The sequence below is a fragment of the Xanthomonas sp. F4 genome, from assembly GCF_011761895.1.
On record NZ_JAASQX010000002.1, the window covers coordinates 15,606 to 36,267 of the forward strand.

At 62.3% G+C, this 20,662-nt stretch carries 10 protein-coding genes and 2 pseudogenes; 10 read left to right on the forward strand and 2 right to left on the reverse strand.

What is annotated here, in order from left to right; all coding sequences use genetic code 11:
- Window position 1 precedes the first annotated feature (1 nt).
- Both FHR66_RS08050 and recJ read left to right on the forward strand, forming a co-directional pair.
- Complete coding sequence (locus tag FHR66_RS08050) at window positions 2-922, forward strand: phosphoglycerate mutase (protein WP_160967751.1); 921 nt, start codon at window positions 2-4, stop codon at window positions 920-922.
- Window positions 919-2,652 (forward strand): single-stranded-DNA-specific exonuclease RecJ, encoded by a 1,734-nt coding sequence (gene recJ / locus FHR66_RS08055; RefSeq protein ID WP_167087697.1) that lies wholly within the window; start codon window positions 919-921, stop codon window positions 2,650-2,652. Before FHR66_RS08050 ends, recJ begins: the two co-directional genes overlap by 4 nt.
- A 75-nt stretch (window positions 2,653-2,727) precedes the next feature.
- Here the strand turns inward: recJ and FHR66_RS08060 are convergent, their stop codons facing one another.
- A complete protein-coding gene (locus FHR66_RS08060) occupies window positions 2,728-3,684 on the reverse strand; it encodes an IS1595 family transposase (protein ID WP_160967755.1) in 957 nt (318 codons plus the stop codon).
- 453 nt (window positions 3,685-4,137) lie between these two features.
- On the opposite strand from FHR66_RS08060, the gene FHR66_RS08065 reads away from it, so the two are divergent.
- The 4 genes from FHR66_RS08065 (at window position 4,138) to FHR66_RS21060 (ending at window position 15,561) form a co-directional block, all read left to right on the forward strand.
- Window positions 4,138-6,291, forward strand: a complete 2,154-nt coding sequence (locus FHR66_RS08065) for a type I secretion system permease/ATPase (RefSeq protein ID WP_160967818.1) — start codon at window positions 4,138-4,140, stop codon at window positions 6,289-6,291.
- Window positions 6,288-7,709, forward strand: coding sequence for an HlyD family type I secretion periplasmic adaptor subunit (locus FHR66_RS08070; protein WP_160967757.1), 1,422 nt, complete (start codon window positions 6,288-6,290; stop codon window positions 7,707-7,709). The genes FHR66_RS08065 and FHR66_RS08070 overlap by 4 nt, the downstream gene beginning before the upstream one ends.
- Before the next feature lie 208 nt (window positions 7,710-7,917).
- Window positions 7,918-8,433 carry a hypothetical protein gene (locus FHR66_RS08075; RefSeq protein WP_237475343.1) on the forward strand — a complete coding sequence of 172 codons (516 nt, stop codon included), beginning with the start codon at window positions 7,918-7,920 and terminating at the stop codon, window positions 8,431-8,433.
- A gap of 27 nt (window positions 8,434-8,460) precedes the next feature.
- Complete coding sequence (locus FHR66_RS21060; protein ID WP_160967760.1) at window positions 8,461-15,561, forward strand: putative Ig domain-containing protein; 7,101 nt, start codon at window positions 8,461-8,463, stop codon at window positions 15,559-15,561.
- Between the two features lie 154 nt (window positions 15,562-15,715).
- On the opposite strand, the gene FHR66_RS21065 is transcribed toward FHR66_RS21060, so the two are convergent.
- Complete coding sequence (locus FHR66_RS21065; RefSeq protein WP_237475348.1) at window positions 15,716-15,868, reverse strand: hypothetical protein; 153 nt, start codon at window positions 15,866-15,868, stop codon at window positions 15,716-15,718.
- On the opposite strand from FHR66_RS21065, the pseudogene FHR66_RS08115 reads away from it, so the two are divergent.
- The 4 genes and pseudogenes from FHR66_RS08115 to FHR66_RS08130 all read left to right on the forward strand — a co-directional run bounded on the left by FHR66_RS08115 (window position 15,801) and on the right by FHR66_RS08130 (window position 20,661).
- Window positions 15,801-16,575: pseudogene (locus FHR66_RS08115) on the forward strand (LytTR family DNA-binding domain-containing protein). The gene FHR66_RS21065 and the pseudogene FHR66_RS08115 overlap by 68 nt on opposite strands.
- Window positions 16,576-16,644: 69 nt before the next feature.
- A protein-coding gene (prfB, locus tag FHR66_RS08120) for a peptide chain release factor 2 (protein WP_160967761.1) occupies window positions 16,645-17,770 on the forward strand; the annotation gives its coding sequence in 2 pieces (ribosomal slippage) (window positions 16,645-16,719 and window positions 16,721-17,770; 1,125 coding nt in all).
- Between the two features lie 94 nt (window positions 17,771-17,864).
- Window positions 17,865-19,382 carry a lysine--tRNA ligase gene (gene lysS / locus FHR66_RS08125; protein WP_160967763.1) on the forward strand — a complete coding sequence of 506 codons (1,518 nt, stop codon included), beginning with the start codon at window positions 17,865-17,867 and terminating at the stop codon, window positions 19,380-19,382.
- Between the two features lie 141 nt (window positions 19,383-19,523).
- Window positions 19,524-20,661, forward strand: a pseudogene (locus FHR66_RS08130) (HD domain-containing phosphohydrolase).
- The last annotated feature ends 1 nt before the right edge of the window (window position 20,662 follow it).

A 20,662-nucleotide genomic window follows, 5' to 3' on the forward strand; every position in this document is an offset into this window, starting at 1 on the left:
GATGGCGGTCGCCACCTTGCTGTTGCCGGAGCGGGTTCGCCTGGCCGGCGCCGTGCTGGCCGGCGAGGTGGCGCGTGCGTTCGCCCGTGCCGACCGCACGCAGGCCACGCCGGGCGGCGAGGCACAGTTGCGCCGCCATTTCGTGCTGGCGGAAGCATCGCTGCCGGCCGCGGCGCTGACGCGGCAGCTTGACGCTGGCGATGCCGCCGATGGCCTGTGGCTGCGCGCCGATCCTGCCTACGTGGTGCCGGACATGCAGGGCGCGCGGCTGATGGCGCATGGCGACATGCTGCCGCTCGACGCGGTGGACCTGGACGCGCTGCTGCCGGCGGTGCAGGGTCTGTTCGCCGAGAGCGGGCTGACCCTGGACGCGCCCGATCCCACCCGCTGGTATCTGCGCCTGCCGCTCGACAGCGTGCTGCCGGTCTTCGCGGCGCCGGCGCAGGTGCTCGGTGCGGACCTGTTCGATCATCTGCCGCAGGGCGAGGACGCGCGCCGCTGGCGTGCGCTGCTGACCGAGGCGCAGATCGTGCTGCATCAGCATCCGTGGAACCGCGAGCGCGTCGCCCGCGGCCAGCCGGCGATCAATTCGCTGTGGTTCTGGGGCGGCGGCCGCCTGCCGGCCACGGTCGGCACCGCGCATGCGCAGGTGCGCAGTCGCGATCCGCTGTTGCGTGCCTTGGCCCAGGCCGCCGGCGTCGCCGATGCGCAGGCGCCGCGGGTCGATGCGCTGGTCGACCTGCGCCAGCTGCGCGCGCCCGAGCAGTTCGTCGGCGAGGTGGTGCAACCATTGCTGCAGGCGCTGCGCGATGGCGAGCTGCAGCAGCTGCAGCTGGATTTCGAGGACGGCACCTGTTTCCGCATCGCCCCCGCGCAACGCTGGCGCCTGTGGCGGCGGCCGTTGTCGCGCCTGGACGCATGAGTTCGATCGCGCGCATCGTGCGGCGGCCCGCGGCGGCCGCGGCTGGCCCGTGGCACGAGGCCACATTGCCGCTGCTGCGGCGCATCTACGCCGCGCGCGGCGCGCACCATAGCGGACTGGCGCAGCCCAAGCTGGCGCAGTTGCTGCCGCCGGATGCGCTGAGCGGCATCGACGCCGCAGTGGCATTGCTGGCCGAGGCGATCGCCGCGGGCAAGCGCATTCTGGTGGTCGGCGATTTCGATTGCGACGGCGCCACCGCCTGCGCGGTGGCGGTGCGCGGGCTGCGCCTGCTCGGCGCCGCGCAGGTGCTGCACGCGGTGCCCAACCGCATGGTCCATGGTTACGGCCTGTCGCCGGCGCTGGTCGCGGAACTGGCGCCGTTGCAGCCGGACCTGCTGGTCACCGTGGACCACGGCATCGCCTGCCATGCCGGCGTCGCCGTGGCCAAGGCGCTCGGTTGGGAGGTACTGGTCACCGACCACCATCTGCCGGGTCCGGCGCTGCCGCCGGCCGATGCCATTGTCGATCCGAACCTGGCCGGCGACGCGTTCCCGAGCAAGATGCTGGCCGGCGTCGGCGTGATCTTCTATGTGCTGCTGGCATTGCGCCGGCACCTGCGCGCGCACGGCGCGTTCGCCGCGGCGCCGCCGGATCTGGGCGTGCTGCTGGATCTGGTCGCCGTCGGCACCGTCGCCGACCTGGTGCCGCTGGACCCGAACAACCGTGCACTGGTCTCGGCCGGCCTGCGCCGGCTGCAGCGTGGCGAGGGCTGCCTCGGCCTGCGCGCCTTGATCGAAGCCAGCGGTCGCGACCCGGCGCGGCTCAGCGCCAGCGACATCGGCTTCGCCCTGGCCCCGCGGCTCAACGCCGCCGGCCGGCTCGAGGACATGGCCCTGGGCATCGAGCTGCTGTTGTGCGAGGACCCGCAGCAGGCGCGTGCGATCGCCGCGACGCTGGAAGAGATCAACGCCGAACGCCGCGCCGTGCAGCAGCAGATGACCGACGAGGCCGAGGCGGTGGTGGCGCAGGCGCTGCTGGCCGCGCCCGAGCAGCCGCCGGTGGCGGTGTGCCTGTTCGATGCGCAGTGGCATCCCGGCGTGATCGGCCTGGTCGCCTCGAAGATGAAGGACCGCCTGCACCGGCCGGTGATTGCCTTCGCCCCGGCCGAGCCCGGCAGCACGCAGTTGCGCGGCTCGGCGCGTTCGATTCCCGGTTTCCATATCCGCGACGCGATGGCGGCGGTGGAGGCGCAGCGGCCTGGCCTGATGGAGAAGTTCGGCGGCCACGCGATGGCCGCGGGCCTGAGCCTGCCCCAGGACGCGCTGGCCGAGTTCGAACAGGTGTTCCGCGCGCATGCGCTGGCCAGCCTGGACGCGGAACTGCTGCAGGCCGAACTGCTCAGCGACGGTGCGCTGGACCCGCACGAACTCGACCATCACCATGCCGAGGCGTTGCGCCAGGGCGGGCCGTGGGGGCAGGGCTTCCCCGAACCGCTGTTCGACGGCGAATTCGAGGTGCTGCAATGGCGCGTGCTGAAGGAGCGCCACCTCAAGCTGAGCCTGCGCTGCCCCGGCCGCGACGAGCCCTTGAACGCAATCCATTTCAATGGCTGGCACGGCCGCGAACCTGGCCGCCGCGTGCACATCGCCTATCGCCTGGTGGCCGACGATTATCGCGGCGGCAATGCAGTGCAACTGGTGGTGGAGCACTGTCTGCCATTGGGTAGTTGAATATCTGGCGGTCTGCAGATGCAGATCGCGTCGCGTGTGCCGACCCTCACCCCAACCCCTCTCCCGGCGGCCTGATTAGCGCTGTGTCTCAGCTGGCGTACGCAGGTGCTGCTCTGTGAGCCGTCCGGCGCCGGCTAAAGCCCTGGCCAGGCGCGGCACCATAGCGGCCAGGTTGAAGCGGCGGTTGAACCGGTAGGCGTGCGCATGCAGGTACCGTGCGCCGTATTTCGGGAAGTCCACCGCATGGTGGGTGCCGCTAAGCGCCGTCTTGAGATTGCCCAGGATCGTGTTGACCCAACGCAGACGCGGCTGCTGGGCACCTTTGCGGCCGCTTCCGGTCACGATGGCATCGTGAGTAAGGCCTGCCCAGCTCACCCCTGTGAACGCTGTCAGTCCATCACTGACAACATGGGTGCCCGGTGTCAATGCCTGCTGGGCCCACGTGTGCACGACACTTCTTCGGAAGCTGGAGACCACATCCAGGCGGAGATAACGCGGGCGCCCTTGATGCAGGGAAACCGCTGCGATAAACGGCACTTTGTTCCGCCACTGCGGTTCGCCTGGACCACCGGCGCGTTCGCCGCCCAGATAGGCATCATCGATCTGTACCTCTCCGTCGAGCCGACGTGACTGCTCACGATCGGCCATCGCCGACATCACTTTGTGCTTGATCCGCCAGGCAGTGCGATAGCAAACGCCCAACTGCCGAGCCAGTTCCAGCGCAGCAACTCCATTCTTGGCTTGGCTCACCAGATAGATGGCCAGCCACCACACCCGCAAGGGGAGTTTGGTGTCTGCCATGGGCGTGCCGGCAGTCAAACTGGTTTGTACCCGGCAGCGTACGCACTGCCATAGTTGCTGGTGACCTCGCTCAAAGCGACTGACATGTGTGTGCCCGCACTGCGGGCACACGAAGCCATCGGGCCACCTGGCCTGAACCAACGCCTCCACACATTGCGCCTCGGAGCCGTAGCGGCTCAGAAAAGCCGGAATCGAAAGCCCCCTCTGGAACTGGATCCGATTGAGCGTCATCGCCGTATCTCACTGAAGATCCTAAGGTTTTAAACCCAGGTAGCATCACCAGCTGAGACACAGCGCTAATCAGGTCCCGGCGGGAGAGGGGCTTTGCTTTCCCTTCTCCCATCGGGAGAAGGTGGCCCGAAGGGCCGGATGAGGGTACGGGCGCAGCCTCGTTCAGTCCATTGCATCGCGCCTTGCGCCGTACCCTCACCCCATCCCTTCTCTCACCGGGAGGGGGTGGCATGCGGCGGCTGACCGAACGCAAGAAAACGGTGCTGATCGGTGAGTTCGAAATTCGCTGAATTAATTCATGTTTATGAAAAAACGAAATTGTCAAGGAGTTTTATTGACCTTGATTGCAAATAAATGGGATGTGAATCGAGATTGACGGCAGGCTACAAAGCGTGGATTCTATGCGCCCATTAAGCCTTTGTTTAGTTGCGGCAAGGATCGCTCATGTCAAAGATGGTGCCGCTCTCGCTGGACGAGAGCGCCGGCCCAGGAGAGGGCTGTCCGCAACTGGCGTTGCACGGCCTGGTATTGCTTGCCCAGTTTCACGGCATCGCCGCAGATGCGGCTCAGATCGCGCATGCCTTCGGGCGTGCCGGCGAGCCATTCGATGAGACGACACTGCTGCTGGCTGCCAAGCAGCTTGGACTCAAGGCGAAAGTCACTTCACAACCTGCATCGCGCATTTCCATGGCGGCGCTCCCGGCGCTCGCGCTTTCGGCGGACGGTGATGCCTTCATCGTCGCCAAGGTCGGACCCGATCAGATCCTGATTCACGACCTGGAGAAGAAACGCCCAGTTTCGCTCTCGATCGAAGAGTTCGTTGCGCGCTACGCCGGCCGTCTGCTCCAGGTGGCTTCGCGTGCGTCGGTGCTTGGTGATCTCGCCAAATTCGACTTCAGCTGGTTCATTCCTGCGTTGGTCAAGTACCGCAAGCTGATGATGGAGGTCTTTGTCGTCTCCTTCTTCATTCAGCTGTTTGCGTTGGTGACGCCGCTGTTCTATCAGGTCGTGATGGATAAGGTGCTTGTCCATCATGGCTTGACTACATTGGATGTCATCGCCATCGGCCTGCTTTCGATGGCGCTGTTCGAGGTGCTGCTGACGGGACTGCGGACCTACGTCTTCGCCCATACAACCAGCAAGATCGACGTGGAACTGGGGGCGCGGCTGTTCCGCCACGTACTGGCGCTGCCGTTGGCTTACTTCGAGTCCAGGAGGGTTGGCGACACTATCGCGCGCGTGCGGGAACTGGAAAACATTCGCAATTTCCTGACTGGGCAGGCGCTGACGTCCGTGCTGGACCTGCTCTTCACTGTGGTGTTTCTTGCAGTGATGTTCTGGTACAGCGGCTGGCTGACCTTGATCGTTGTGCTGTCCCTGCCGTTGTACGCGCTGATTTCGACCCTGATCACGCCGCTGTTGCGGACGCGTCTCAACGAAAAGTTTGCTCGTGGTGCAGACAATCAGTCGTTCCTGGTGGAGACGGTCAGCGGAATCGGGACGGTCAAGGCGATGGCGGTGGACCCTCGCGTCACGCGGACCTGGGACAACCAGCTCGCCGGCTACGTCAGCGCCGGCTTCGGGGTGACGCGGGTGGCGACGCTTGGTCAGCAGGGCGTGCAACTTGTGCAGAAGGCAACCGCGGTCGCCGTGCTGTTCTGGGGCGCCAAACTGGTCATCGAGGGCAAGCTTTCCATCGGTCAATTGATCGCCTTCAACATGCTGTCCGGCCAGGTCACCGCGCCGATCATCCGCCTGGCGCAGCTGTGGCAGGACTTTCAGCAGGTCGGCATCTCCGTCGAGCGCCTTGGCGATATTCTCAACACGCGCACTGAAGTGCCGGGCAGCAGGCTTGCGCTTCCCCCGATACGGGGCCAGGTCACGTTCGAGCGCGTGACGTTCCGCTATCGACCGGACGCGCCAGAGGTGCTCAACGCGATCGATCTGGAGATCCGCCCAGGCGAAGTGATCGGCATCGTCGGCCGATCCGGGTCGGGCAAGAGCACGTTGACCAAGCTGGTACAGCGGCTTTACACGCCGGAGCAGGGCCGTGTATTGATCGACGGACAGGATCTGGCATTGGCCGATCCGGCATGGCTGCGGCGGCAGTTGGGGGTCGTGCTCCAGGAAAACTTCCTGTTCAACCGCAGTGTGCGCGACAACATCGCGTTGTCCGATCCCGGGATGCCGTTGGAGCGCGTCATCCAGGCTGCCAAGCTTGCCGGAGCCCACGATTTCATCGTGTCGCTTCCGGAAGGCTACGACACCAAGGTGGGCGAACATGGCGCCGGCCTGTCCGGTGGGCAGCGTCAGCGCATTGCGATCGCCCGTGCCTTGATCGGCAATCCACGTATCCTGATTCTCGATGAAGCGACCAGTGCGCTGGATTACGAATCGGAACACGCGGTGATGCAGAACATGCGTGCGATCTGCAAGGGCCGCACGGTTCTGATCATCGCCCACCGCCTGTCGACCGTGCGCCATGCCGATCGCATCGTGGTCGTAGAAAAAGGCCGCATCGTCGAGAGCGGGCCGCACGGCCAGTTGGTCGATGTGCCGAATGGTCACTATGCGCGGTTGCACCAACTGCAGCAGGCGGCACCATGAGACATAAGCTCCAGGGATGGCAGGATTTCCTGCGCCGGTACTGGAAGGTAATGCGTTCCGCATGGTCCGTTCGCGCGCAGTTCGATACGCCCACACGCAGCGCGGACGAACGCGCTTTTCTCCCTGCGCATCTGGAACTGACCGAGACGCCCGTCTCTCCCACCGCCCGGTGGACGATGCGCATCCTGATCGCGTTTTTCTGTGCTGCGTTGCTATGGGCGTGCCTGGGGAAGGTGGACATCGTCGCCGTCGCACCCGGCAAGACGGTGGTCGACTCGCGGACCAAGGTGGTGCAAGCGGCCGAAACGGCGGTGGTGCGCAGGATCATGGTGCGTGATGGGCAGGCGGTGAAGCACGGCCAACTGCTGGTCGAACTCGATGCCACTGCCACCGGTGCCGACTTCACCCAGGCCGGCGATGCGCTAGTGAACGCGCGTCTAGCGGCTTTGAGACAGGCGGCGCTAGTACGCGCAATCGCCGAAAGCCGACTTCCGGTGCTTGCTGTAGCGAATGGTCTGAACTCGGAGCGGGTCGCGACTGAACAGCAACTGGTGGTCAGTCAGTACGACGCTTTTCAGGCGCATCGCCGCAATCTGGAGGCCAACATCGCCCAGCGTGAAGCGGAACTGCGGACGACGGAGGACGCCATCGGTCCGTTGGCCGAATCCGCGCGCATTTCCGCGGCGCGTGCGCAGGACTACGCGCGTCTGGTCGAGGGCAAGTACGTGGGGCGGCACGAATACTTGCTGCGCGAACAGGAGCGCATCGCGGCCGAGAGCCAACTGGCGACCCAGCGTAATCGTCTCCAGGAGATCCGCTCCTCGCTGAGCGCCGCACAGGGGGAGTTGCGGATGCTGGTGACTGAGACGCGTCAGAATGCGCTCGATGCGCTGCGCCAGGCCAACGAGCAGGTGGCGCAGTTGACCCAGGATGTCACCAAGACCGAGCAGCGCAACAGGCTGATGGCATTGCACGCGCCCGTGGACGGCACGGTCCAGCAATTGGCTGTCCACACCGTGGGCGGGGTCGTGACGCCTGCCCAGCCCTTGCTGGTCGTCGTGCCGGCCAAGGAAGGGTTGGAGGTCGAGGTGAGCGTGTTGAACAAGGACATCGGCTTCGTGCGCCCGTCGCAGGCGGTCACGCTCAAGGTCGAAAGCTTCCCCTATACCCGATACGGCCATTTGACCGGCCGTGTTCTATCCGTCTCCCACGATGCGGTGCAGGACGAGAAGCTCGGTCTGGTCTTCCCGGCGCACGTCAAGCTGGATAGCGCGACGTTGAATATCGAGGGCGTCCCGGTTCGTTTGACCCCGGGGATGAGCCTGAGCGCAGAGATCAAGACCGGAAGGCGCCGCATCATTGATTATTTGCTCAGTCCCCTCCAGCAGCATACGGATGAGGCGTTGAAGGAGCGGTAGTGCGCGCTGTGTTTTGCGTGTTGCGCTTGAGCGTCTAGAGCAGAGATGCATGGCGGTTCGGGTTTGACGAATTGAACGCTCTGGTGCTGCTGGTACTGACGTGTATATGAATTCTTCTGAGTGAGGCAGTATGAAGTGCCATAGATTGCCAATTTTACTGATTCTCCTTGTCTGCTCTAGCGTTGTGGCATGCAGTAATAAACAGGAAATGCGATGGAAGGAACAGGTGTGGCTGAGCGATGGTCGGCGTATCGAGGTTGAGCGCTATTCCGTTGCTTTAAAAAGCGGATTTCCAGATTCAAGAAATGGCCCTCAAGTCTATCAGCGAATTTCTTACTCCCCGATGGGAGTCTACTGGGAAAGCGATCGGCCAGTAGGTATGTTGTCTTTCGATATTTTTGATAATTCTGCATATCTTATTACTGATGCGGGCGGAAGGCGCGAAGATTTCTGTCGTGGAAAGATGAGAGGAACTTATCTCGCTAGAATTTATCGTTGGCGTGAAGGTGTGCTGCAGGAAATAGAACAAGGCGATGCTCCAATTGCGAGAATGCGAATAAATCTCTCAGGAATGGGGAACTGGATGTTTAGAGATGCTAGTCCGGCTAAGACATATTTTTCGTGGGATGACATCGCATTTGCTACTGGGCAGCCTAGCAAGGGTCCTCCCGAGCTAGTCTCGAAATTCTTTAATTCGCGAAGCAGCTATGCAGTTTGCAATTGATGTAAAGCTTATATAAAAGGAGATTTTGTGGATTTTACTCAACAGCAGCTAATCTATGCGCAACTCGCGGCCAATGTCTATGGCGCAAGTGATAAGGTAAGGAGCGATCTGAATTCAATTCAGGTGCCGGAGGGCTGGAAAAGGATTCATCCGGCCGTTTCTGAAGTTTCTAAAACCGGCTTCATGGCGCGTGCCTATCAGAATCAGGAAACAGGGGAGGTGGTCGTTTCATATTCTGGAACCACCACGGAGTCGTATGCCGATTGGTACACTGGAAATCTCCCAGCCGGCAAAGGAGTCTATTCGCCACAAGTTTATGAGGCCGCTGCTTTTTATCTGGAAGTGCTGGAGTTAGATGGGGTTGATCCTGCAAAAATCAGCTTTACGGGTCACTCCTTGGGTGGTGGTTTGGCCTCGCTTATGGCAGTTTATTTTGACCGAAAAGCAATTGTTTTTGATCAGGCTCCATTTAAGGCTTCAGCTTTGAATTGGATGCACTTGATATATTCAAAGCAATTGATTTCGGCGGGTTATGATGTCCCTGTTGAATTGAAGGATTATAGTATTTTTGATTATGATGAACGTCGCTCGAATGTGGCTCAAATAGCGGTCAAAGGCGAGATTCTCGAGTATCTAGGCTGGAATTATGCGAAAATCAACAATGGATCTCCTCTGATTATTGACCCCGAAGTTGGGGATGTTTTGGACTGGGGCGGGTCTGGTCGCGCAACCGATCTTCATTCCATGAGTCTGTTGACGGGGTTTATGAATTCTGAGGCGTTCCTGGATGCTAGCAAAAAGCATAAAGAACTGTTGCCTCGAATATTTTCGGGTGCATATGGTGATATCGATCAAACTGCGCCTTCTGTGAATACTCTTCTTGAACTCTTGGTTAACTCCCAAGTTGCAGGAGGGTCGTCGCTTGATGTGCTTGCCACTGATTTAAATAAGATAGATGGGGTCGAGCTTCGCGGGCCTGATGGCGATTTTTTGGTGGATGAGTCTGGCAAAGTCAAGAAAATTAACTTGTTGGCGGCGGTAATTGATGTTGTTCTCGCTGGGTTGTATGAACAGCGTCATTATGGTGCGCCAGTTTCTACGGGTCGAGCTGAGGAAGTCCTATCTCGGGCCGATGGCTATCTAGGCTTCGACGCGAAAGATCTTGGTAGTCAAAGAAAACGAGGTATTCAGTCGCTTAGTCAATATGTCGCTTCGAAGACGCAAGGTATGCCAGTTGACATGAGCGCTTTGGAAAGCGCTCGCTGGAGTATTCAGGACGGCGGCGCCATGCACTACGTCGCCTCGGAGAGCGACACGCGTTCGGACGTAGTCGTTGCGTTGCACAACAGCAACATCATTGCCACCGGCGGCGGGGACGACTTGGTGCTGGGCGGTAGCAGCGACGACGATATCACCGGCGGATCGGGCAACGATCAGCTCTATGGTGGCGCAGGCATGGATATATACCGGTTCTACAGCAACGACTCCGTGCTGGCGACCGTCGACCGCATTTACGACAGCGGCGGAGATGGCGTCATCTATATGGACGACGTTGCTGTAGTTGCAGGCGAGCGCATCTCCGACACGGCCTGGTTGGACGGCAGTGGGAAGTTGGTCTTGAAGTGGATTCCGGCGCCGTTCGCTGGCCTGGTCGTCAAGAACATCGCCACCGGCGATACGATCTACGTAGACAAGTGGTCCAATGGTCAGTTAGGCATCACGCTGGCTGGTGAGGTGGCGGTGGTCGACGCGGCGACGATGACCGACGAGGCGGACGCCTTTGGCGATCCTGCCCTTAACGGCGGCGGCGATACCGTCGCCGCGCTGGGTGGCAACGACGGACTGAGTGGTGGCCTCGGCGACGACTATCTCGATGGCGGAGACGGCGATGACCTGATCGCCGGCGGCGCAGGCGACGATCGCCTGGTCGGTGGCGACGGCAACGACTACATCTTCGACGGCGCACGGCAGGTGAGCTTGAGAGCGCTCGACGACCAGCAGCGCGATGCCGATGGGAAGACCGAGCTGGATCGCTTCAAGGAGCAGTGGGCTGCTGCAGGTCAGGCCGTCATCGCAAGCGGCAAGAATTGGTTCATCTACCGTGATGCCGAGGGCAAGATCGTCGTCAATGCGCCAGGTTGGCTGGACGTGGACGCGAATGTCTCGCCTGGAGGCGATGACGTGATCGATGCCGGGGCTGGCGATGACCATGTCTTCGCTGGCGAAGGCGACGACGTGGTCATGGGCGGCGCCGGTAAGGACGTCATCGAGGGGGGAGATGGCAACGACATCCTCAGCGGCGGCAAGGACGATGATTTCATTATCGGCGACGGCCGAAGTGCAGACGCGCTGCTTGGTCCGGCGGCAAGCGGCGCGAATCCGAATGGCAACGACGTCCTCAGTGGAGAAGAGGGCAACGATCGCCTATATGGATATGGCGGCAACGATCAGCTGTTCGGAGGCGATGGCGACGACATCCTGAAGGGGTTCGGCAATCCGGACGCCCAGGAAGTCGCCGGCCAGGAAAACGACTACTTGGATGGCGGAGCAGGCAACGACAAGATCGAAGGCGGCGGCGGCAACGACATTATTTACGGTGGTGCTGGAGCGGACGAACTGTCTGGCGACGATCAGCTCGTCGATGTCGCACTGCATGGTAACGACTTCATCGATGGTGGCGACGGCGACGATCTCATCTGGGGATTCGGTGGCGCCGATACGTTGAATGGCGGCGCCGGCAACGACATCATCACCGGCGACTATGCCGGTCTACCGCTGTGGGCACAGGGCGACGATGTGATCGATGCCGGAGAGGGCGATGACGTTGTCCAGGGCAATGGCGGCAACGATCTCATCTATGGTGGGGCCGGCAATGATGTGCTCGGCGGCGGTGAAGGCGATGACCGCGTGTTCGGCGGAGACGGAAAGGATGAACTGCAGGGCGGGGCAGGCGACGACGTGTTGTACGGCGGTGCCGGCGATGATCGTCTCTACGGCGAGGCGGGCACCGACTATCTGCAGGGCGGGGAGGGCAATGACGAGTTGCAGGGCGGCGACGGCAACGACGCGCTGTATGGCGACGCAGGCGCCGACATCCTTTTCGGCCAGGCTGGCGACGATGTTCTGAATGGCGGAGAAGGAGACGATTCCCTTCAAGGAGGGAACGGCAACGATACGCTCGATGGCGGAAACGGCATCGACTATCTCTCGGGTGGCGAAGGCGACGATATCCTCCGCGGAGGCCAACAGAACGATGAACTGAACGGTGGTGCCGGCGACGATGCGTTGGACGGAGGCGACGGCAACGATCTCCTGTTCGGAAACGAAGGCAACGACTACCTCAGCGGTGGCAATGGCGACGACCAATTGACCGGCGCCACGGGGAATGACACCTTGCTCGGCGGCGCCGGTGCGGACTCCCTGTATGGTCAGGAAGGCGACGACGTGCTGGATGGCGAGGATGGCAACGACGTGCTGTTCGGTGGCGCAGGAAACGATACGCTTTCCGGTGGCGGTGGCGATGACGTCCTGGTCGGGGAAGCGGGCGACGATGTGATGGCAGGCGGTGGCGGCAACAACAGCTACTTCTTCGATCGCGGCTTCGGGCACGATGTGGTTCGCTTGACTGCCGGTGCAAAGGATCAGATCGTCTTCAGGGGCGACATCACGTCCGACGAGCTCATTTTTACGCGTAACGGGGATGACCTCACCGTTCGCATGGCGGACGATACAGATGCCGTCAGCCTGATGGGCTATTTCCTCGCCGGCAATCAAGGTGTGATCCGTACGTCGGACGGATACAGTTATTCTGCCTCCAGTTTCGCCAATGGCGCGCTGCAGGGCCGCGCGACCAAGGGGACCGACGGCGCCGATACCATCGAGGGAACCGATTCGGCCGACCGTATCTACGGCTTGGCCGGCAACGATACGCTCTATGGCGGCGCCGGCGACGACCTGTTGGACGGAGGGGCGGGCGACGACGTCCTGTACGACGGAGCGGGCAACGACACCTTGGTCGGTGGTACCGGTAACGACACCTACTTCGTCGGGTCGTTCAGCGGCTTGGATACGATCGCCCAATTGGGTGCACCCAACGCGGGCAACGATCGGATCGTGCTATCGCAGTTCGACTCGCAATCGGCCATGAATTACCAGATCTCGGGTAGCGATCTGCTGATTGCCGCTTACTCGGATAATGGGCCTGGCGCGATAGTGAGACTGGAAGGATTCCTGGCTGCAGGCGCCCCGCGGCACGTGATCGAGTTGGGCGATGGAAAGACGTTGACGTCGCTGGACTTCAATCGAGTCTCCTGGTGGGGAACCAGTGGTGACGACACCTATTCCGGTGGGTTCAGCCCGGACTCCATCCATGGCGGCGCTGGCAATGACGTGCTTTCCGGTGGCGCTGGCGATGACGACATCAGCGGCGACGACGGCGACGACACGCTGTATGGCGGTATCGGTAACGATTCCCTCTCCGACGGCCAAGGGCGGGACGTGCTTTACGGGGAAGACGGCGACGATACATTCAATATAACGCGCGATTCCCAGGTCGATCGGTTCATCGGCGGCAAGGGGAATGATGCCTATTATATGTATCATAATTACACCAGCTCCTGGCAGCCTCCGGTCGCTGATTTGAGCGAAATCGAAGAGGATGTTGATGGCGGTATCGATACCGTCTATACAAATTATTATATCGTTCGTTTGACGTCGAATATCGAGAATGCCGTCGTCAAGGCGGCTTCCTTCTGGTACACGACTGCTCCGAGCCAGGTGATCGGCAACGAATTGAACAATGAGATCCGCATTGAGCAGGACAGTGCGGCCGGTAGCTATACCGGGAGAACGTATCTATTGGACGGCGGTGCTGGCAACGATACGCTGATTGGCCGGGAAAGCGACGATACCTATGTCGTCGACAGCGAGGGAGACATCATTGTCGAGTCTTCGATGTATACGTCGATCGACACTGTGCGCGCCAGTTTTTCGTATTCCATCGCGGACAAGCTACAGTTGGAGAACATCGAATTGACGGATGATTCGGTGGAAAGTACCGCGACGGGCAATCGTTTGAACAATGTGCTGAATGGCAGGATGTCTTCGGCAGTGAATACGCTGATCGGCGGCGCTGGCGACGATACCTATATTGCTGGCAACAATGACATCATCGTCGAAGAGGTCGGTGGCGGTCAGGATACCAGGCTGATCTATGGCGATTTCGACGTTCCATCCGGCGCAAATATTGAGATCTACCGGCTTGTCGAAGGTTATAACGCGACGCTACGGGGTAACGATGAAGACAACATCCTCTACGCCAGTGTCGGGGGCGGGGTGTTGATCGGAGGCGATGGCAGCGATCACATTTATGCGACGAGCTGGGTCTCGAATCGGCTCGAAGGTGGTGATGGCGATGACCTTTTGCAGTCGTCTGCCAGGAGCGCCACCCTGATCGGTGGACGTGGGGCGGACGAAATTGTGACCGGTGCCGGCGATGAGCGCATCGTCTACTCGCTGGGCGACGGGAAGGATGTCGTTCGAGCGGAATCCCAAAACAACAGCGGTACCGATGTTCTTCAGTTTTCCGCGGATATTCGTCCTGAGGACGTCCTCTGGTCGCGCGCTGGCAATGATCTGCTCATCACCATTGGATCCTCTGGCGATGCGGTGACGGTGAAGGACTACTGGAAGAAGGACGGAGCGGATGCAGAGTCATTCGGAAACACTGTCGGCGAATTCTATTTCGACTACGATCAGAGTACCCACCGGGGCAACCTCGCGCAATTGCCCTATTTCAACAAGCCGCCTGTCGCCGATTCGCAAGTCGAGGCGACCATCAATGCGGTTCACGGTGAGGAAGTGCGCTATGCACTGCCCGCGGGGATGTTTATGGACGATCCCAGCGATACGTTGACGTATTCCCTTCAGCCCAGCCGGTGGGGCCTCCCGGACTGGCTGTCGATCGACAGTGCCACGGGTTCCATCTCGGGCGTGGCGCCTATGGGCGATTCGACAGTCCCCTTGTTCTATGTTGTCGCAACCGACAGTGCTGGGGGTACCGCAACGCATGATGTCAGGTTGAATGTCCGCAATCTAATTCAGGGAAGTTCGGAGTCAGACGTATTGGAGGGAACATCGGCTGCCGAAGAGTTGCGCGGCCTCGAAGGCAACGATCGCCTGGATGGTAAGGGCGGGTACTATGATCGTCTCGTGGGTGGTAGTGGCGACGATGTCTACGTGGTGCGTACTGGTGGCGAAGACATTGTCGAACTGCCGGACGGCGGTTTCGATACAATTGAAATTTCCGAAAATTATTTCGATCTCCGCGCCGACTTTGTTGAAAGAATTGTGCTCGTAGAGGGAAGCTCGGCGACACAGGCGACTGCCAACAGTCAAGGTCAGCAGATCGTTGGCAATTCTTACGGAAATACCCTGTCGGGCGGGCGAGGCAGTGATGTGCTGATCGGTGGTGCCGGAGATGATATGTACATCTTTGGTGCGAATTGGGGTGGCTACGACATTGTTGATAATTCTGGTGGGGGACAGGATGGAATTATGTTCCAGGACCTTGGTATCACACGGGATCAGCTTGTGCTCCATCGCCAGGGGGATGATTTGATCATTGGAATTGAAGGGAGGAGCGAGGGTGAAGTTCGCGTCCTCAATCAATTCAAGGGCGATGGATCCGGGATCATCGGCATGGTCATTGATGGTGATGATCCGATCATGGCGTCCGACTTCGAGGGGCTTCTATCGCCAGACGATTCTGCGTCGTCGAACGCGAGGATTGCTGCGAACGCCATGACTGCAAGCAATGGTGCTGTTCACGAGGCGGAATTCGATGATGTCGAGAGCATGCAATCAAGACGTGCCGGGGTCAGCGGCCGGCGTTCCAACAGTGTGTTTCCTCATAGATTCGATGAAGGCGGGCGAATGGGCGCTATTAGGTATATCGACGACTTCCGTGAAGTTCGGACACTTGTCGAAGCCATGAGCGGGTTTTCAGGCGCAGCAAATCCACATTTCGGTGATGCGCCTTTTGCCGATACGGCAGCGTTTCCTTTGCGTTCCGCCTGGCTCGCCAGCGCTCATGCCCGAGCAACGCACGTGAGCCATCTGGAGATGTAGCTCGCTTGCAGGTGCGTGGATGCGGATTTTTGCTATTCAGGCGGGCGCCAAGCGCCCGCCTTTCTTTTTTGACATCCCAGATGAGGCTTGCAGGGTCTGCGCGCTACACTTTGGCGATGTCCGATCCGTCCGGCGCCAGCGCCTACTCCCGTTTTCAGCCCTGGCGCCGCAGCTTCGAGATCGGCTTCTGGGTCGCGCTCACCCTGATCAACGCCACCGCCAACAGCGTCACGGTGCTGATCGACATCCGCAACACCGGGCTGCACTTCGCCGCGTGGGAGCCGGTGGTCTGGGAGTGGTCCAGCAACCTGATGTTCCTGCTGATCGTGCCGCTGGTGGTGGTGCTGACCCGACGCTACCCCGTTGCACTGGGACCCCTGGCGACGCCGGTTGCCGGGTTATCTGCTGGGCAGCGTGGCGCTGTCGGTGTTGCACGTGGTGGGGATGGTCGCCCTGCGCAGCCTGGTCTACCGCCTGCAGGGCCAGCACTACGATTTCGGCCCGTGGCCGCAGGGGCTGGTCTACGAATACCTCAAGGACGTGCGTAGCCTGGCCTCGATCGCGCTGTGCGTGGAGATGTACCGGTTCCTGCTGCGGCGCTGGCAGGGCGAGGCGGCGCTGCTCGGCGCGCCCGACGCCGGCCCGCCGATGGGCTCGCTGGAGCGGCCGGAGCGCTTCCTGGTGCGCAAGCTGGGCCGCGACTTCCTGGTCGCCGCGGCCGACATCGAATGGCTGCAGGCCTCGGGTAACTACGTCAACCTGCGCGTGCGCGGCCACGACTATCCGTTGCGCAGCACCATGGCCGCGATCGAGGCAAGGCTGGACCCGGCGCGGTTCGTGCGCATCCACCGCAGCTACATCGTCAACCTGGCCAGCGTGGTCTCGATCGAGCCGCTGGAGGCGGGCGAGGCGCGGGTGCATCTGCGCGACGGCAGCCAAGTGCCGTGCAGCCGCCGCTACCGCGCCGCGCTGCGCGTGGCGGCCGGCGAGGGCGAGGCCGCCACCGTCGAGTAGGCCGGCGGCGCTGTGGCGCGGCGGCCGGAATTGCTAGAATCGCGCTCTTGTCTGCCGGAAAAAGCCGCAATGATCGAACTCAATCCGATTCGCCACCGCATCGCCGATCTGTCCGATCGGGTGCTGTCGCTACGGGGGTTTCTTTGACTACGACGCCAAGAAGGAGCGTCTAGAGGAAGTCACCCGCGAGCTGGAAAGCCCTGACGTCTGGAACGACCCCGAGCGCGCCCAGGGCCTGGGCCGCGAACGCGCCGGCCTGGAGAAGACCGTCGGCGGCATCGCCAGCGTGCTCGATGGGCTGAACGAATCGCTGGAATTCCTGGAACTGGCCGAGAGCGAGAACGACGAGGCCACCGCGCAGGCGGTGCTGGCCGACGTCGACCGCTTCCAGGCGCAGGTGGAGAAGCTGGAATTCCAGCGCATGTTCTCCGGGCAGATGGACGCCAGCAACGCCTTCGTCGACATCCAGGCCGGCGCTGGCGGCACCGAGGCCCAGGACTGGGCCGAGATCCTGCTGCGCATGTACCTGCGCTGGTGCGAATCGCGCGGCTGGAAGACCGAGCTGATGGAAGTCTCCGGCGGCGAAGTGGCCGGGATCAAGTCGGCCACGCTGCGCGTGGAAGGCGACTTCGCCTACGGCTGGCTGAAGACCGAGACCGGCGTGCACCGGCTGGTGCGCAAGTCGCCGTTCGACTCGGACAACCGCCGTCATACCAGCTTCACCTCGGTGTTCGTGTCGCCGGAAGTGGACGACAACATCGACATCGACATCAATCCGGCCGACCTCAAGACCGACGTGTACCGGTCCTCCGGCGCCGGCGGCCAGCACGTCAACAAGACCGAGTCGGCGGTGCGCATCACCCACGTGCCCACCGGCATCGTGGTGGCCTGCCAGACCGGGCGCAGCCAGCACCAGAACCGCGACAATGCGATGAAGATGCTGGCCGCCAAGCTGTACGAGCTGGAGATCCAGAAGCGCAACGCCGAACGCGACGCGGTGGAGGCGACCAAGTCCGACATCGGCTGGGGCAGCCAGATCCGCAACTACGTGCTCGACCAGAGCCGGATCAAGGACCTGCGCACCGGCGTGGAGCGCTCGGACACCCAGAAGGTGCTTGACGGCGACCTGGACGAGTTCGTCGAGGCCAGCCTCAAGTCTGGCCTGGAAGTCGGCTCCAAACGCAGCGACGCCTGAACCGGCGGCCTCCGTCCTGGCGACGGAGGCCGTGCGGCGGCACACGGCCCGCCGGCTGGTGCATTCTTTCCCTTCCTCACGCATCCCCCATCCCATGACCGAGCAGACCCCCGCGCCGTCCCTTGCTGTCGACGAGAACAGCCTCATCGCCGAACGGCGCGCCAAACTCGCCGCGCTGCGCGCGCAGGGCGTGGCCTATCCGAACGATTTCCGCCGCAGCGACTTCGCCGGCGATCTGCAGGCCGAGTTCGCCGACACCGAGCGCTGGACCGCCGAGGCGCTGGAGGCCCAGGGCCGCAGCCTGCGCCTGGCCGGGCGCCTGCTGGCCAAGCGGGTGATGGGCAAGGCCAGCTTCGTGCAGTTGCAGGACGAGTCCGGGCGCATCCAGCTGTTCCTGCAGGCCAACGCCCTGGGCGAGGCCTACGACGCCTTCAAGGGCTGGGACATCGGCGACATCATCGGTGTGGAGGGCGGGCTGACCCGCACCAAGACCGGCGAGTTGTCGATCAAGGCCACCGGCCTGCGGCTGCTGACCAAGGCCCTGCGGCCGCTGCCGGACAAGTGGCACGGCCTGTCGGACGTGGAGCAGCGCTATCGCCAGCGCTACGTCGACCTGATCGTGTCGCCGGAGGCGCGCGAGGTGTTCGTCAAGCGCTCCAAGATCATCCGCGCCATGCGCGCCTGGCTGGACGCGCGCCGCTTCCTGGAAGTGGAGACGCCGATGATGCACTACATCCCCGGCGGCGCCACGGCCAAGCCGTTCACCACCCACCACAACGCGCTGGACCTGGATCTGTACCTGCGGGTGGCCCCGGAGCTGTACCTGAAGCGCCTGGTGGTCGGCGGCCTGGAACGGGTCTACGAAATCAACCGTAATTTCCGCAACGAAGGCGTCAGCACCCGGCACAATCCGGAATTCACCATGATGGAGCTGTACGAGGCCTACGCCACGTACCACGAGGTGATGGACCTGACCGAGAACGTCATTCGCGATGTCGCCCGCGAGGTGTTGGGCACTACCCAGGTGCACTGGGACGGGGCCGACATCGACCTGGCGCCGGCATTCCGCCGCTGGCGCATGGACGAGGCGGTGCGCCACCACAACCCGGAGATCAGCGCCGCCGACTGCACCGACCGCGAGGCCCTGCTGCGCCATTGCGAGCGGTTGAAGATCCGCACCAAGCCGTCCTACGGCTGGGGCAAACTGCTGCTGGAGATCTTCGAGGCCACGGTCGAGCACACCCTGATCCAGCCCACCTTCATCACCGACCACCCGGTCGAGGTCTCGCCGCTGGCCCGCTCCAGCGACACCGAGCCGGGCTATACCGACCGCTTCGAGCTGTTCATCAACGGCAAGGAAATCGCCAACGGCTTCTCCGAGCTCAACGACCCGGAAGACCAGGCGGCGCGGTTCCAGGCCCAGGTAGCGGCGAAGGAAGGCGGAGACGACGAGGCGATGCATTTCGATGCCGACTACATCCGCGCACTGGAAGTCGGGCTGCCGCCGACCGGCGGCCTGGGCATCGGCATCGACCGGCTGGTAATGTTGCTCACCGGCAGCAGCTCGATCCGTGACGTGCTGCTGTTTCCGTATATGCGTCCGGAGGCTTAACCTAGCCCCGCTGGCGCGGTTCTTGCACCAGGCGTTGCACGCAAAAGGAAGTGAGGTGGACGGGTCGGCGTGAATGCGCGGCGGCGCGTTCCCGTTGTCGTCTCAGCAGCCCGCGCAGATGCGACGGGCGGAGGATTGCAGATGCATGATGCCAGCATGAGCCTCTCCGGCGCGTCCTCGAACGGGGACCGTCTCCACTGGGCCGACGGAAGCGACAATCGTTTGAACATCGTCATCGTCGACGATCAGACCTCCGCGCGGACGATGCTGCGGCATGTCATCGAGGACATCGCCCCGGAACTGACCGTGCGCGATTTCGGCGATTCGCAGGCCGCGCTGGCCTGGTGCGAGGCCGGCAAGGTCGATCTGTTGCTGCTCGACTACCGCATGCCGGGCATGGACGGGCTGGAGTTCGCGCGGCGCCTGCGCCGGCTGCCCAAGCACCGCGACATCCCGATCATCCTGATCACCGTGGTCGGCGACGAGCCGATCCGCCAAGCCGCCCTGGAGGCGGGGGTGATCGACTTCCTGGTCAAGCCGATCCGTCCGCGCGAACTGCGTGCGCGCTGCCACAACCTGCTGCAGTTGCGGCTGCAGAGCGAGAACATCAAGCAGCGCGCGATGTCGCTGGAGCAGCGCCTGCTGGCCAGCATGCGCGAGGTCGAGGAACGCGAACGCGAGACCCTGTCGCGGCTGGCGCGGGCCATCGAGTACCGCGACGTCGGTACCAGCGCCTACCTGGAACGCATGGCCCACGTGGCCGGGCTGATCGCCGAGCAACTGGGCCTGTCCGAGGACGAGGTGCGGGTCATCGAGATGGCGGCGAGCCTGCACGACATGGGCAAGATCGCCATTCCCGATGCGGTGCTGCTCAAGCCGGGCAAGCTCAACGAGGACGAGATGGCGGTGATGCGCATGCACCCGCGCATCGGCTACGAACTGCTAAGCGGCAGCCAGAACCGCTTCATCCAGGTCGGCGCGCTGATCGCCCTGCGCCACCATGAGCGCTACGACGGCAGCGGCTACCCGGACGGCCTGGTCGGCGAGGCGATTCCGCTGGAAGCGCGGATCGTGGCGGTCGCCGACGTGTTCGACGCGCTGATCTCGCCGCGCCCTTACAAGGAAGCCATGGACCATGGATGCGACGCTGGCCTACCTCTACGCCCAGCGCGGCCGCCTGTTCGACCCGCGCTGCGTGGACGCGCTGTTCCGCGGTCGCGAGCAACTGCAGGTGATCTGCGAGAAATTCTCCACCGCCTCGGCGCGACCAGGGGTCTGAC